This window comes from Curtanaerobium respiraculi (assembly GCF_024609215.1).
Classification (GTDB): domain Bacteria; phylum Actinomycetota; class Coriobacteriia; order Coriobacteriales; family Eggerthellaceae; genus Curtanaerobium; species Curtanaerobium respiraculi.
In genome coordinates this window covers 181,786-195,822 of sequence record NZ_JANIPD030000001.1, presented here as the reverse complement: position 1 = coordinate 195,822, position 14,037 = coordinate 181,786, and the positions used below count along the sequence as shown (strand labels likewise).

Genomic DNA, 14,037 nt, shown 5'->3' with positions numbered 1-14,037 from the left:
CGGTGGCGCGGAGCGCGGACAACTTCCTGGATTACGTTCCGCGGCATAACGCGCTGGTCGGATGGCACGAGTTCCAAGGAAGGGTCGTGGTGGAGGTCGCCAACAGGGGATTCTTCAACCGCTTCGCCCAAATCGTGGCGAAGGCGCCCCGTACCAGCCATATCGAGCTGGACGAGTTCGGATCGTTCGTGTGGAAGTGCATGGACGGGACGCGCACGGTCTTCGATATCGGCGGCCTGGTTCGCGAGGAGTTCGGGCAGAAGGCGGAGCCGCTCTACCCTCGCCTCGCAAAGTTCGTGGAGCTTCTCCATGCGAACGGCTATATTGTGTACGAAAATAAAATCAAGAAGTAGAAGAGACGGCAGGCGTTGCGAGCCCGCCGTTTTCTTTCGGAGGAACCCGGATAGCCGGGGGAGAGGGATATCCCATGAGTGTTCTTGAGTCTATCGAGCCGCGTCCGCTTTTCCATTATTTCGAGGAGCTGACGCGTATCCCGCGCACGTCGCATAATGAGCGAGCGGTGAGCGATTATCTGGTCGCGTTCGCGAAGGATCGCGGGTTGGAGGTGCATCGGGATGAGGCGCTGAATGTGATCATCGCCAAAGAGGCGACGCCGGGCCGCGAGGGCGACGAGCCCATCATCCTGCAGGCCCATATGGATATGGTGGGCGAAAAGCTTCCCGATTGTCCGAAGGATATGGAAACCGAAGGCGTGGACGTGCTGGTGGACGGCGATTTCATCACGGCGGACGGGACCACGCTGGGGGCGGACGACGGCGCCGGCGTCGCCATCGCGCTCGCTATCCTGGACGATGCGGAACTCGCCCATCCGCGCATCGAGTTCATCTGCACGGCGGCGGAGGAAGTGGGCATGCTCGGCGCGCACGCGCTCGACGCATCCGTTCTGCAGGGGCGCAGGTTGCTCAATCTGGACAGCGAGGAAGAGGGAATCGCCCTCGCCGCGTGCGCTGGGGGCGCGGATGTGGAGCTTCGCCTTCCCGTGAAGCGAGAGAGGGGCTTCGCCCGCGCCCGCATCGCCATCGAAGGGCTTGCGGGAGGCCATTCCGGCACCGAGATCGACAAGGGGCATCCCAATGGGGCCCTGCTGCTCGCCCGCGTCCTGTTCGCTGGGCTCGAAGCCGATAAGACGATGCGCTTGGTGAAATTCTCCGGCGGAAGCAAGACCAATGCGATTCCCAGCCGCGCGGAAGCCGTCATCGAGACGGCCAACTTCGATAAGATCCACAAGGTGGCGCGTCTGTTGCAGGATCGCATGGCAGGCGAGTTCCCCACAGAGCCGAATCTGCGCGTGGACGTCGAGGCGATAGGCCACGATTCTGCCGATGAGACCCTTCCGCTCACCACGAAATCGACCCGTATCGTGCTGGCGCTGATGGAAACGCTGCCGGATGGCGTGCAGCGCATGAGCGAGCAGGTGCCGGGCATGGTGGAGACTTCGCTGAACATGGGCGTGTCCAACTTGGAAGATGACGCTTTCGTCGTGCGCACGGCGGTGCGCAGCTCGGTCATGGCCGAGCTGGATGAGCTTATCGGAGATGTGCGGTGGATCGGCGAAAGCCTTGGCGCGAGCGTGGAGGTGACCGGTTCCTATCCCGCGTGGGAGTGGGTTGAGGATTCCACCCTGAGAGGCGTGGTGGAAGATGCGTATCGCGAGCTCTTCGGCAAGGACATGGTTGTCACCAGCCTGCATGCAGGGGTCGAATGCGGACTTTTGGCGGGTAAGATCGCCAACCTGGATGCCGTTTCCATCGGGCCGGATATGACGGGCGTGCACACGCCCGCAGAGCGCTTGAGCATCCCCAGCTTCCGGCGCACATACCAGCTGGTACAGCGCGTGGTCTCCGCATAGCTTCCCGCCGGAATGCGCTGCCGCGCGTGACAGGCAACCGTAGTGTTCGTCACACTGCACGCCACATTACGGGAAAGTATCGTGTTTGGCACTCCGAAGCTCTGAGTGCTAGAGTACTGGCCGTTACATTGAAAGCTGCGAGAAGAAAGAGGCAGCATGTCATTCGATAAGTTTACCGACAAGGCGCGCAAGGTGCTGGTTATCGCGCAGGACGAGGCGCGCAACCTGCATCAGCCGTATGTCGGGACCGAGCATATACTGCTCGCGTTGATCAAGGAGAAGGACGGTCTTGCCGCCCAGGCGCTCAATCGTTTGAACGTGAAGTACGACGACGTCGTTGCCGGTATCCGCGAAGTGGCGACCATCGATCCCAACTCGGATGTCTCGGGGCACCTCGGGTTCACCCCGCGCGTGAAGCGCGTGCTCGAGAACAGCCTGCGCGAGGCCATGCAGATGGGGCAGAGCTACATCAGCACCGAGCATCTGCTCCTGGGCATCGTTCGCGAAGGTAGCGGCACTGCCATCGACGTGCTGGCGCGCCAAGGCGTGTCAGGCGATGCGGTGCGCAGCGCCCTGAACGACCTTGTCGGGCAGTCGAGCGTGTTCGCAGGGCGTGCCGGGCAGGCGCAGCCGACCGGTCCGAAGGAAAGCGTGCTGAACGAGTACGGCACCGACCTGACGAAGAAGGCCGCCGATGGCAAGCTCGACCCCGTCATCGGCCGCGCAGGCGAGATCGAGCGCATCATGCAGATCCTCTGCCGGCGCCAGAAGAACAATCCGCTCATCATCGGCGAGCCCGGCGTGGGCAAGACCGCCGTGGTGGAAGGACTGGCGCAGCTGATCGTGAGCAACCAGGTCCCCGATATCCTGCGGAACCTACGCCTGATCACGCTTGACGTGTCCAGCCTGGTTGCCGGCAGCAAGTACCGGGGCGAGTTCGAGGAGCGTTTGAAGAAATGCGTGAAGGAGGTCATCGATGACGGCAACATCATCCTGTTCATCGACGAGCTCCATACCATCATCGGGGCCGGAGCCGCGGAAGGCTCCATCGACGCGGCGAGCATACTGAAACCGCCGCTATCCCGCGGCGAGATCCAGATCATCGGCGCGACGACCATCGACGAGTACCGCAAGCACATCGAGAAGGATGCCGCGCTGGAGCGCCGATTCCAGCCGGTCACCGTGGGCGAGCCGAGCGAAGAGCAGTCGATCCGCATGCTGCAGGGCCTGCGCGGCCGCTATGAGGAGCATCACCATGTGAAGTTCACCGACGAGGCGTTGCGGTCCGCCGTGCAGCTTTCGAGCCGCTACGTGCAAGACCGCTACCTGCCCGACAAGGCGATCGACATCATCGACGAGGCGGGGGCGCGTGCGCGCATCCGCAATATGACGTTGCCTCCCGAGTTGATGAAGGCCGAAGACGACCTGCGCGACGTGCATGTCCGCAAGGAGGCCGCCATCGCCGCCCAGGACTTCGAGGAGGCGGCGCGCTTGCGCGACGAGGAAGAACGTTTGAAAGCGGAGCGCGAAGAGGCCCAGAAGGTGTGGGAGCAGAAGTCGGAAAGCGATATGCCCACCGTCGGCACGAAGGACGTCGCCGATGTGGTGAGCATGTCCTCGGGTGTGCCGGTGAGCGATTTGACCGAAGCCGAGGCCGATAAGCTGCTGCGTATGGAGAGCGTGCTGCACGAGCGCATCATCGGCCAGGACGAGGCCGTTACCGCGGTCTCGAAGGCCATTCGCCGCTCGCGCAGCGGACTGGCGGATCCCAAGCGCCCGACGGGGTCGTTCATCTTCCTCGGGCCCAGCGGCGTCGGGAAGACGGAGCTCTCGAAGGCGCTGGCGGAGTTCTTGTTCAACACCGAGGACGCCCTCATCAGCTTCGACATGAGCGAATACATGGAAAAGCACACGGTGTCGCGGCTCATCGGCAGCCCTCCGGGATACGTGGGATACGACGAGGGCGGCCAGCTGACCAAGGCGGTGCGCCAGCGCCCCTACTCGGTCGTGCTGTTCGACGAGATCGAGAAGGCGCATCCGGACATCTTCAACATCCTGCTCGAAGTGCTGGAGGAGGGTCGCTTGACCGACGGCCAGGGCCGTGTGGTGGACTTCCGCAACACCGTCATCATCATGACGAGCAACATCGGCGCGCGTGATATCGCGCAGAGCGCTCCCCTCGGCTTCGGAGGCCAACAGGGCGGCGGCCTGTCCGATGACGAGATCAAGAGCCGTGTCATGGGCGAGCTGAAGAAGACCTTCCGCCCCGAGTTCCTGAACCGCATCGACGACACGATCGTGTTCAAGAGCCTGACGAAGGTGGAGATCAGCCAGATCGTGCGCCTGATGGTCGCAGACCTGCGCGAGCGTTTGATCGCGCAGAACATGACGATCAACATCACGGATGCCGCGTGCGACTACGTGGCGGAGCAGGGCACGGACACGACCTTCGGCGCGCGTCCTTTGCGCCGCGCGATCCAGCGCCTGCTGGAAGATCCGATTTCCGACCAGGTGCTGGAAGGGATGTGGTCGAGCGGTTCCGTCATCCAAGTCGATTTCAAAGATGGCAAGCTCGTATTCGAGAAGGGAGAGGGGACCATTCCGGCTCCGCGCAAACGCGACAGCGTCGCGCACGAAGCGGAGCTCCTGCTTGCCGGGTACGATCTCGGCAACACGAGCCGCGCACTGGACGGCGGCGCGGCCCCCGCTTCGCAGGGAGCGGCGAGTTAGGGAACCGCTGTATGGCTTCCCTTCGCAAGCACGTCGAGGAATCGGCGTGCTTGCGTTATCATGGGGAGGATTCCCAGCGGGCGCAGGCGGAAGAAAGAGGAAGCCTTGGATACGTTACACGAGAACGGCAGCTCGACCAGCACGATCGATCCGGTGTACTCCCCTTCGGCGCTGCAGCATCCCGAAAGCCTGGTCAGCGCCATCGATTTCGACGCCATCACCCAGAACATGGTGGGACTCGAGGGGAAGGTCGACAAGGATCCGAAAACCGTTGCCATCATACTGGCAGGCGGCTCGGGCGAGCGCTTCGGCCGCGAGGGCGGCAAGCAGCTGGTCGAGATCGCCGGCAAACCGGTGCTCACCTGGTCGGCGGAGGCGTTCGATGCCGTGGGCGATGTCGGCCTCATCGTCGTGGTGTGCCCCGAGGACCGGCAGGGGGAATACCTGGAGCGAGCGATCGACCCGTTCCCGTTCGTCACCCCCGTGGTGATGGCCCCCTCCGGCTCCATCAGGCAGGAGAGCGCGTTCTCCGGTTTGGAGTACGTGCCCGAATCGTACGAATACGTCGTGTTGCATGATGGCGCACGCCCCTTGATCTCGCCGGAACTCATCGCGCACACCATCAGCGTGGTGAAGGGCAACATGGACGCGGATGGCGCGGTCGTGGCGCATCCCTCCATCGACACCCTCAAGTTGGTCGAGAACGGGGTCATCGTGGGCACTCCCGACCGTAGCGTGTTCTGGAACGCGCAGACTCCGCAGGTGTTCCGTGCGGGTATTTATCGTCGCGCGCATGCCGCCGCCTTGGCGGACGGGTTCGTGGGGACAGATGACAGCTCGCTCATCGAGCGCTTGGGCGGCCGCGTGCTGGTGGTCGAGGGCAAGCGCGACAACATCAAGCTCACCGTTCCGGAGGACTATCTGCTTCTGGCGAGCGCGGTGAACTCGATGCTGCGGAAGCGAGACGACTAGGGTTCCGCGCTGCAGCGCGGGGCCGCATGAGCGGAAGGGATACCATGCGGATCGGTTTGGGGTTCGACGTCCATCAGCTCGCCTCGGGGCGCGAGCTCATCATCGGCGGCGTGCATATTCCCTATGGGAAGGGGCTTTTAGGGCATTCCGACGCCGACGTGCTCGCCCATGCCGTGGCGGATGCCGTGCTCGGGGCCGCTCGCGCAGGCGATATCGGGGAGCTCTTCCCGGATACCGACGATGCGTGGGCCGGAGCTGACAGCATGGTGCTGCTGGCGAAGGCTGCCGAGACGGTGAGGTCGATGGGGTTCGAGATCGTCGATGTGGACAGCGTCATCGTCGCGCAGGCCCCCAAGATGTCGCCGCATCGCGAGGCCATGCGAAGCAACCTCGCCTCCGCAATGGGAATCGATGCGGACCGAGTTGGCGTGAAGGCGACGACATCGGAGCACTTGGGATTCGAGGGGCGGGGTGAAGGCATCTCCGCTCAGGCGGTCGCGCTCTTGGAGCGATGTTAGCGTCCGTCCTTTCCCAGCCGTCGGCCATCTGGAGATGCGGCAGGGCGGCAGCGAAGCGCCGGCGGTTTCCACATCGTGCGCGGCATCGGATGAAGCGGACTCGGGGCCTTCCGCCCACGCACCCTTCGTTCGGGGATTTCAGATACTATGGCAGCATCGACAACAGAGAAGGTAAGGCTCTTCCATGATCAGGGTTTACAACACGCAGTCGCGTTCAAAACAGGAGTTCACCTCCGTCCACCACGGCGAGATCCGCATGTACGTATGCGGTCCCACAGTGTACAACTATATCCATATCGGCAATGCGCGCACGTTCATCTGCTTCGACATGATCCGCCGGTATCTCAGCTGGCGCGGTTTCAAGGTGGCCTTCGTTCAGAACGTGACCGATGTCGACGATAAGATCATCGCAAAGGCGAACGAGGAGGGCCGCACGGCCGCCGAGGTGGCGGAGGAGTACACCCGCGCCTTCATCGACGACATGCACGCGGTGGGCGTGCTGGATCCCGATATCCGCCCGAAGGCGACCGAGGAGATCCCCGATATGATCGACCTCGTGCAGACGCTCATCGATAAAGGCTATGCCTACGAAGCAGAGGGGGATGTGTATTTCGACGTGCGCAGCTTCCCCGAATACGGCAGCTTGAGCCATCGCGACGTCGATGAGATGGAAAGCGGCCATCGCGATCTGCGCGCGGCCGACGCGGGTATCGGGGGCCGCAAGCGCGACATCTTGGATTTCGCAGTGTGGAAGGCCGCCAAGCCGGGTGAGCCGTCGTGGGATAGCCCGTGGGGCGAGGGACGGCCCGGTTGGCACATCGAGTGCTCCGCTATGTCGAGGAAGTACCTGGGGCTGCCGTTCGACATCCACGGCGGTGGCGCCGATTTGGTATTCCCCCATCACGAGAACGAGATCGCGCAGGCCGAGGCGGCATGGGGCGAGGGTTTCGCGAATTATTGGCTGCACAGCGGCATGTTGCAGATCGATTCAGAGAAGATGAGCAAGAGCCTGGGCAATTTCCTGCTTCTGCGCGATGTGCTGAAGACCACCGAGCCCGAGGTTCTGCGCATGCTGATGCTGCAGACACACTATCGCAGCCCCTTAGATTTCAGCGCCGAACGCCTGGAGGAGGCCTCCGCCGCGCTCGAGCGCATCACGAGCTTGACGCGGCGCCTCCAGTGGGCGATCGACAACGCCGAAGACATCCCGAGCCCGCTTGACATACGCAAGATCCTCGGCCTGATGAAGAGCGCGCGCAATGAGTTCATATTCGCGATGGATGACGATTTCAACACCGCCGGGGCGCTCGGCCAGGTGTTCACGCTGGTGAGCGAATTGAACGCCCAGCTGGGGGATGCGACGTGCTCGATCTCCGACGTGCCCATCCTACGCGACGCCCGTGCCGAGATCGTCGAGTTGCTGGGCGTGTTCGGTATCGACTTGGAGGGCGCGGGGCAGGCGGAGGACTATCCCCAGGAGGTGGTCGCGCTCGCCAAGGAACTCACCGGTTATCCGGGCGAGAATGCGCAGAAGGCGGTTGCCATGCTGCTCGACTGCCGTCAGGCCGCACGCAAGCAGCGGGATTTCGCCCTTGCGGACAAGGTGCGCGATGGGCTTGGCGATCTGGGGTTCGCCATCGAGGATACGCCCCAGGGCGCCCGCGTGACCTATCAGAAAAAGTAACGTACGGCGGCAGAATCCCGACTCCCGATCCCCGCGGATGCGTCCGCGGGGATTTTTTGCTTTCGGAATGCATCCAATCGGAGCCGAAGCACGCGATTCGCCCGCGCTCGCTTCGCGGGAGGATGCCCCGCCTGCGTCCGCGGGGGATGCGCGATATCGGGCCGGTGACGGGGCGGGGGCGCTGTCGCCGATGCGCGCGCGGATAGCTCGGCGATGGCCTGCAGGCAGCATAGGGACGTGCCCATTCGGAAGGAGAAGCATGAAAGGCAGGGTCCTCGGAGCGGTCGCCGTGCTGGCGGGGTTGGCGTGCGCGTTAGCCGTCTTCGCATATACGGGCTCCGTTCGAGCAGAGGTCGATACGGCTCGGACCGAGGCGCTGGCACGCTACGGCGGGGAGACCGTCGAGGTGTGCGTGGCGCGGCGGAACCTCTCGCCGGGCGAGGCGGTTGACGCATCGAATACCGAGCAGCGGCCATGGCTGGTCGACCTGCTGCCCAAGGGCGCCGTGGAATCTCCGGATGCGGTTGCGGGGCGCGAGCTCACCTCATCGGTCGTGCAGGGGGAGGTCCTCTCGCTGCAGAGGTTCGAGGGGCGGGCCGCCGGCTTGTCGGTGCCCCCGGGGACGCAGGCGGTGACGATCGAGGTGCCGAGCGCCCAGGCAGTCGGCGGGGCGCTTGCCGCCGGATCGAAGGTCGACGTGTACTCCGCACTTGCAAGCGGCGTGGCGGAGGTGGCCCGCGGCTGCCAGGTGCTCGCCTGCGGGTCGAGCGGCGGAGCTCGCTCGTGGGTGACGCTCTCCGTCGAACCTCCCCATGTTCAAGAACTGATAGCGGCCGCCCAGGCGGGCGAGGTGTACCTTGCCTTGCCGGCAACGGAATGAAGGGGGATGCGGTTATGGAACAGGCAGCGGTCTTGTGCGTCGATTCGGTTGCGGCGCAGCATCCGGAAATCTTGGGACTGGATGGAGAGAATCTGGGCGCCCATGCGTGGCTGGACGTCATATGCGATGCTGCCCGCGCCCGTGCGGCGGCATCCGCGACAGGAGCCGCGCACCTCTGGGTTGCGGGCAGCGACACGGTCGATGCGATCAACCTGGCGGCGGCGGTCGCGCATGACGGGTGCGACCGCGTGTCGCTCGTGGTATCCCAGGGCTCGGGTTCGCTGTACAGCCGGGCGAAGGCCGCCGGCATATCCCGGGTGCTCGACCGGGGTGCGTTCGCGAAGGAGTACGCCCGCGTCAAGCAGTCCGCTGCCGCGACACCCGCGGGGAGCGCCTCGCCTGCCACGGCGGTGCTCGCTCCGGTTCGCGCAGGCGCGCCGAAGCATGCTCCTGCGGCCTGGAGCCATTTGCAGCATGAAGATCCGCCGGTGGAGGAGGCGCCGGCGATTTTGTTCCCTCCTTGTCCGGCGGTTTCCAGCTCGGGCGGCCCTCCGTCCAAAGGCTTCGTTCTCAGCGTCGTCGGAGCGGCGGGCGGCGTGGGGAAAAGCACGATCGCCGTCGCAACCGCCTATGCGGCGGTCGCATCCGGGAGGCGCACGGTCATCCTCGATGCGGACCTGCAGTGCGGGGATATCCATTACCTGATGGGGTGCGACAAGGCGCTGCGCATCGACGAGCTCCTATCCACGCCCCATCGCATAGAGTCCCTCGAAGCGGAAGGGGGGCATCCGGCAATCGTCGCGTCCCCGCAGGCGCTCGAACGGAGCGAGGCCTCCGCGACGGCCGTCCCCACCGTAATCGAAGCCCTGAGGGCCCGATTCGATTGCGTGGTGGTGAATACCGCCCCCGCATGGGACGATCTTCATATGGAAGTGCTCGCCCTCTCGAATTCCGTGCTGTTCGTACTCGATCAGCGACCGACGGGCATCCGGCTCTGCCGGCACGTCCTCGACCTGTGCGCGCGTTGCAGCGTCCCGACGCAGTCGTTCGTGTTCGCGCTCAACCGCTGCGGACGCGGTGCCCTGTTCTCGTCCATCGACGTATCATGCGCGCTTTCGGGTGCGAAATCGGTTGAGGTCCTCGATGGCGGGAAAGCGGTGGAAGAGATCTTGGGGTGCGGGCAGCCGCTCGACCTTGCCTCATCGCGCAATGCCCTGTGGATGAGCGTGCGGAAGGGCATCCTTCCCCTGATCGGCGGTCCGGAATCGGGATTCAAGCCCGTTCCGCGCACGAAGAAGCGCTTACGCGCGTTCATCCCCCGGAATAGGGAGGCGGCATGTCTCTGACGGAACGCGTGAGGATCGCGAGCAGCGGATCCCCGGGCATCGCGGTGCCTGCGGCATCGCAGAGGGCGCACGAGTTGAAAACGCGGGTGGAGTCGATTCTGCCCGCCCATGAAATCGTCCGCATGAAAGCGGAGAACCCCTCCCGTGCCGAGAACGAGGTCCGAGCGGCCTGCGCTCAGGTTTTCGCCGACGACCCCTGGTTCATCGAGGGCGAGGATATGCGCCGGAACGCGGCCGATGCGCTGATCGACGTCCTCTTCGGCCTGGGACCGCTCGAAGGGATGGTCGCAGACGAGTCCGTCACGGAGATCATGGTCAACGGTTCGCGCTCGCTGTATGTGGAGCGCGACGGCGTATTGGAGCTGCTGCCGACCCCCTTTGCCGAGGACGAAGAAGTCAGAAGCGTGATAGACCGCATCATCGGACCCCTGGGGCGGCGCATCGACGAGGCCTCTCCGATGGTGGATGCCCGCTTGCCGGAGGGACACCGCGTGAACGCCGTCATCCCTCCCATCGCGCTCGACGGCCCCATGCTCACGATTCGCAAATTCACCCAACGGGTTATCACGCTTGACGAGATGAGCCGAAGCGGTTCGATCGACGAAGGCGTGCGCCATGTGCTCGTCTGGAGCGTTCGCGCGCGGAAGAACATCGCGGTTTCCGGGGGAACGAGCAGCGGGAAAACAACGCTGCTCAACGCCCTGTCGTGCGAGATCGATTTCGGGGAGCGGGTTCTCACCATCGAGGATTCGGCGGAATTGCGGTTCTTGGACCATCCCCATGTCATCCGTCTCGAGGCGCGTCCTGCGAGCATCGAGGGGACGGGGAAAGTCGGGATACGCGATCTGGTGATCAATGCTCTGCGCATGCGTCCCGATCGCATCATCGTAGGGGAGGTGCGCGGAGGGGAGGCGCTCGAGATGCTCACGGCCATGAACACCGGGCATGCGGGGAGCCTGACCACGCTGCATGCGAATTCCCCGGCGGATTGCGCGCTCCGCCTCACGACGATGGCGCGCTACGCCGCCGATTTGCCCGTCGATGTGATCGAGGCGCAAATCGGCACCGCGTTCGACATGATCGTGCAGACCGCCCGGTCATCGGACGGCCGGCGTTTCGTCAGCCATATCGATGAGGTCGAATACGACCGCGGCCGGAACGCCTGCGCGGTCATCCCGCTGTATGCCCGCGACGATTTCGAGGACCGGGGGGCGTGGGCGAAAGCCCCCTCGTGGCTGTCCTTTGATACGTGCCGGGGATGGGCACGACCCGAGGAGGTGGCATCGTGGATGCAGCTCACCGAATGCTGCTAGGGGCGGCGATCCTCGCATTCGCCTCCGCGTGCCTCTTCGTCCTCGCGTGCGGGAGAGCGATTGCCGCGCATATGGCGGAGAATCGCATGCAGCGCAGCGCAGGTGCCGGCTCGCGCCTCGAGCGGGCGGCTCGCAACGGCATCCCGCTCTTCCTTCCCGTCGCCCGGAAGCTGGCGGGCGTGCCCCTTTGGGCCTCATGGAGCGGAAAGGCGGCGCATGCCCTCCGATCGAGGGGGTATGCGAGCTCTTCCGAGGCATGCGGTTCGATCGGCATCTGCTGGATCGCGGTCGCACTGGCGGTCGGATGCCTTGCGGGGTCCCCTGTCGCCGGGATGGCGCTCGCGATCCTGGGGTTGGCGTCTGCAGGTGCCGCAGCGGGGAAGGCTACCGAGATGCGCATCGAGGCGATGCGCGAGGCCCTGCCCGATGCCCTGCGCATGATGGGTGTCTGCTTCCGCGCAGGCTATTCCCTCCAGCAAACGTTCCAGCAGGTGGGAGGGGAGCTTTCCGGTCCGTTGGGCCGGCTTTTCTCAGGCGCGTCGCATCGGCTTGAGACCGGGGCTTCGGCGCGGGAGGCGTTGGACGGGTTTCGCCGTGCGGAGGATGTGCCCGAGCTCGCGTTCCTCTCGGTTGCGTTCGAGGTCCAGCACCAAGCGGGTGGCAGCATGCAGCATATGCTCGATGCCGCGAGGGAGTCGATGGAAGGCGAGTTGAAGCTCCGGCGCTCCCTGCGCGTGCACACCGCCCAAGCGCGGCTGTCCGCCCGCGTGGTGATGGGGGTCACCATCGTCCTGGTTGCCGTGCTGTCCCTTCTCACCGAGGACTTTCTGGCGCCATTCTTCGCGTCTCCTTTGGGGTTCTGCCTGTTCGCTTCGGCATTGGCCATGCAGGCGGCGGGGATCGTGGCGGTGCGGAAGCTGCTCCATGTGGAGGTGGGCTGATGGGCCTTGCTGCGGAGGCGTTGGCGGCGGGCCTGCTCGCTTCGATTGCCGGCGGTGTTGGATGCGGAGCTATCGGAGGCGCCTGGCAGAGCAGGCGGGGAAGGAGGAGGCTGCTCGAAATATCGACGGGGAACCGCCGGGGCGGTTCCGGCTTCCTGTGCGGCGGATTGCACGAGGCTTTCCTTGAAGAGGCGGTCAGGGTATCGCGTGCGGATGCGGGATCGCTTCCGCCGTGGGCGTATGCCGGAGCCGCAAGACTGGAGCGCGCTGCGATCCCCGCGGGGCTCGCGCGTGCGACCACGCGCGAGGGCCTCGTTCGGACGAGGTTGCTGCTGGCGGCCGCGGGAGGCGCATGCGGATGCCTGGCGGGATCGCTTTTCTCGGGAGAGCTTGCCGTGCTCGGTTCGGGCGCGGGCTTTCTCTGGGGATGGTCGGGCATGGCGCGGGCTTTGAGGGCTGAGCGCGATGCGAGGCGGCGCTATCTGGAAAAGCACCTCTCCCAGGCAATCGAGGTGATCTGCCTGGGGCTGCGGAGCGGGCTTTCGTTCGATCGGTCGCTTTTCCTGTACTGCGACTGCTTCGACACCGCCCTCGCACGGCAGCTCGCCATGGCTGCCGGGGAATGGGCGAGCGGATTGCGCACGCGCGAGGAGGCGCTGAGGACGGTCCAGGCAAGTTACGACTCCCGCCTGTTGAGGCGGATGGTCGACGGAATCGTGCGCTCGCTGCGGTTCGGGTCGCCCCTTGCCGACACGCTGGGGGATTTGGCCGTCGAAGCGCGGGAGCATCACGAGGCATCGGTGAAGGAGCAGGTGGCGAAGGCTCCTGTGAAGATGATGGTCCCCGTGGGGACGCTCATATTGCCCTCGATGCTGTTGCTGGTCATGGGGCCGGTGCTGCTCGAGCTGTTGGTTTGAGGAAAGGATGGGGAAATGGGAGCGATGGTACGGAACATGATTGCAGGAGTCCAGGTGAAGATAGGGGATCTGCTACGCGACACGCGCGGTCAGGGAACGACCGAGTACGCGATCCTGGTGGGGGTGCTCGTGGTGATCGCCATACTCGCGATCACCGTTTTCAGACCGAAGATACAGGAGCTGTGGGATGCGATTGCAAACGGCATCAACAGCCTGTAGGGTCCGGGCGGCGCTTACGGGCCGCGCAGGGCAGGGCACGGTGGAAACCGCTCTCGTCCTGTTCGCATTCGTTGCTCTGCTCGCCGGTTTGGCGGCGTTATGGCGCATGGCGGGAGATGGGAAGCTGGTCGAGCACGCGCTGCTGAGCGCTTCCCATCATATCGCCGGCGCGACGGGAGCGTGGGCCGATGTCTTCGCATACTGACGCGGGGCAGGCAACCGTGGAGGCGGCGCTTCTGATCCCCGTGCTGTTCGTGATCATGCTCATGCTCGTGCAACCCGGCATCATCCTCTACGACCGCATGGTCATGGACGGTGCGGCAGCGGAAGGTTGCCGGCTCGCCGCGACCCGATGTTCCGAAGGGCACTTCGACGAGGACGCGTGCGTCGCGGTGGTCAAACGCCATCTCGGCTCCATTCCCCAGCAGGAGCTCTTCCATATCCATGAGGGGGGCTGCTCGTACCGGATTCGTCTCCACGGTGACGAGCACGCCGCACGGGTTTCGGTCGACATCGAAAACGAGGTGAGGCTGCTTCCTCTGTTCGATGCGGCGGGGGCGTTGACCGGTTTGGCTCCGGATGGACGGTATCGAATCGTCGTGCACCAGGAGGCGGCCACGAAGCCTCCTTGGTACACGGGATAGGAG

At 64.7% G+C, this 14,037-nt stretch carries 14 protein-coding genes; all 14 read left to right on the top strand.

What is annotated here, in order from left to right; all coding sequences use genetic code 11:
* The first annotated feature begins 2 nt into the window (after positions 1 to 2).
* The 14 genes from NOV21_RS00910 to NOV21_RS00845 all read left to right on the top strand — a co-directional run bounded on the left by NOV21_RS00910 (position 3) and on the right by NOV21_RS00845 (position 14,034).
* Positions 3 to 353: a PqqD family protein gene (locus NOV21_RS00910; protein WP_283169766.1), complete on the top strand. Its 351-nt coding sequence runs from the start codon at positions 3 to 5 to the stop codon at positions 351 to 353.
* Between the two features lie 74 nt (positions 354 to 427).
* Positions 428 to 1,870 (top strand): beta-Ala-His dipeptidase, encoded by a 1,443-nt coding sequence (pepD, locus tag NOV21_RS00905; RefSeq protein WP_283169765.1) that lies wholly within the window; start codon positions 428 to 430, stop codon positions 1,868 to 1,870.
* Positions 1,871 to 2,026: 156 nt separating this feature from the next.
* Positions 2,027 to 4,600 carry an ATP-dependent Clp protease ATP-binding subunit gene (locus tag NOV21_RS00900; protein WP_283169764.1) on the top strand — a complete coding sequence of 858 codons (2,574 nt, stop codon included), beginning with the start codon at positions 2,027 to 2,029 and terminating at the stop codon, positions 4,598 to 4,600.
* Between the two features lie 105 nt (positions 4,601 to 4,705).
* On the top strand, positions 4,706 to 5,572 hold the full coding sequence (gene ispD / locus NOV21_RS00895) for a 2-C-methyl-D-erythritol 4-phosphate cytidylyltransferase (protein WP_283169763.1): 867 nt from the start codon (positions 4,706 to 4,708) through the stop codon (positions 5,570 to 5,572).
* 44 nt (positions 5,573 to 5,616) lie between these two features.
* Complete coding sequence (gene ispF, locus NOV21_RS00890; RefSeq protein ID WP_283169762.1) at positions 5,617 to 6,090, top strand: 2-C-methyl-D-erythritol 2,4-cyclodiphosphate synthase; 474 nt, start codon at positions 5,617 to 5,619, stop codon at positions 6,088 to 6,090.
* A 184-nt stretch (positions 6,091 to 6,274) separates the two neighbouring features.
* Positions 6,275 to 7,774: a cysteine--tRNA ligase gene (cysS, locus tag NOV21_RS00885; protein WP_283169761.1), complete on the top strand. Its 1,500-nt coding sequence runs from the start codon at positions 6,275 to 6,277 to the stop codon at positions 7,772 to 7,774.
* Positions 7,775 to 8,033: 259 nt separating this feature from the next.
* Positions 8,034 to 8,654: a Flp pilus assembly protein CpaB gene (gene cpaB / locus NOV21_RS00880; protein WP_283169760.1), complete on the top strand. Its 621-nt coding sequence runs from the start codon at positions 8,034 to 8,036 to the stop codon at positions 8,652 to 8,654.
* 14 nt (positions 8,655 to 8,668) lie between these two features.
* The gene (locus NOV21_RS00875) at positions 8,669 to 10,000 is read left to right on the top strand and encodes a CpaE/TadZ family protein (RefSeq protein ID WP_283169759.1); all 1,332 of its coding nucleotides are present in this window, start codon (positions 8,669 to 8,671) and stop codon (positions 9,998 to 10,000) included.
* Positions 9,991 to 11,313 carry a TadA family conjugal transfer-associated ATPase gene (locus tag NOV21_RS00870; protein WP_283169758.1) on the top strand — a complete coding sequence of 441 codons (1,323 nt, stop codon included), beginning with the start codon at positions 9,991 to 9,993 and terminating at the stop codon, positions 11,311 to 11,313. The genes NOV21_RS00875 and NOV21_RS00870 overlap by 10 nt, the downstream gene beginning before the upstream one ends.
* Complete coding sequence (locus tag NOV21_RS00865) at positions 11,286 to 12,254, top strand: type II secretion system F family protein (RefSeq protein ID WP_283169757.1); 969 nt, start codon at positions 11,286 to 11,288, stop codon at positions 12,252 to 12,254. Before NOV21_RS00870 ends, NOV21_RS00865 begins: the two co-directional genes overlap by 28 nt.
* The gene (locus tag NOV21_RS00860; RefSeq protein ID WP_283169756.1) at positions 12,254 to 13,171 is read left to right on the top strand and encodes a type II secretion system F family protein; all 918 of its coding nucleotides are present in this window, start codon (positions 12,254 to 12,256) and stop codon (positions 13,169 to 13,171) included. Before NOV21_RS00865 ends, NOV21_RS00860 begins: the two co-directional genes overlap by 1 nt.
* Positions 13,172 to 13,186: 15 nt before the next feature.
* The gene (locus NOV21_RS00855; protein WP_283169755.1) at positions 13,187 to 13,390 is read left to right on the top strand and encodes a Flp family type IVb pilin; all 204 of its coding nucleotides are present in this window, start codon (positions 13,187 to 13,189) and stop codon (positions 13,388 to 13,390) included.
* A gap of 40 nt (positions 13,391 to 13,430) precedes the next feature.
* Complete coding sequence (locus NOV21_RS00850) at positions 13,431 to 13,595, top strand: hypothetical protein (RefSeq protein ID WP_283169754.1); 165 nt, start codon at positions 13,431 to 13,433, stop codon at positions 13,593 to 13,595.
* Positions 13,579 to 14,034 carry a TadE/TadG family type IV pilus assembly protein gene (locus tag NOV21_RS00845; protein WP_283169753.1) on the top strand — a complete coding sequence of 152 codons (456 nt, stop codon included), beginning with the start codon at positions 13,579 to 13,581 and terminating at the stop codon, positions 14,032 to 14,034. Before NOV21_RS00850 ends, NOV21_RS00845 begins: the two co-directional genes overlap by 17 nt.
* Positions 14,035 to 14,037 lie beyond the last annotated feature (3 nt).

What these genes read in the sequence shown, in the direction of transcription:
- NOV21_RS00900 (WP_283169764.1), top strand. Translation starts at nt 2,027, where the DNA reads ATGTCATTCGATAAGTTTACCGACAAGGCGCGCAAGGTGCTGGTTATC.
- pepD (WP_283169765.1), top strand. Translation starts at nt 428, where the DNA reads ATGAGTGTTCTTGAGTCTATCGAGCCGCGTCCGCTTTTCCATTATTTC.
- ispF (WP_283169762.1), top strand. Translation starts at nt 5,617, where the DNA reads ATGCGGATCGGTTTGGGGTTCGACGTCCATCAGCTCGCCTCGGGGCGC.
- NOV21_RS00845 (WP_283169753.1), top strand. Translation starts at nt 13,579, where the DNA reads ATGTCTTCGCATACTGACGCGGGGCAGGCAACCGTGGAGGCGGCGCTT.
- cysS (WP_283169761.1), top strand. Translation starts at nt 6,275, where the DNA reads ATGATCAGGGTTTACAACACGCAGTCGCGTTCAAAACAGGAGTTCACC.
- NOV21_RS00875 (WP_283169759.1), top strand. Translation starts at nt 8,669, where the DNA reads ATGGAACAGGCAGCGGTCTTGTGCGTCGATTCGGTTGCGGCGCAGCAT.
- NOV21_RS00860 (WP_283169756.1), top strand. Translation starts at nt 12,254, where the DNA reads ATGGGCCTTGCTGCGGAGGCGTTGGCGGCGGGCCTGCTCGCTTCGATT.
- cpaB (WP_283169760.1), top strand. Translation starts at nt 8,034, where the DNA reads ATGAAAGGCAGGGTCCTCGGAGCGGTCGCCGTGCTGGCGGGGTTGGCG.
- NOV21_RS00870 (WP_283169758.1), top strand. Translation starts at nt 9,991, where the DNA reads ATGTCTCTGACGGAACGCGTGAGGATCGCGAGCAGCGGATCCCCGGGC.
- NOV21_RS00855 (WP_283169755.1), top strand. Translation starts at nt 13,187, where the DNA reads ATGGGAGCGATGGTACGGAACATGATTGCAGGAGTCCAGGTGAAGATA.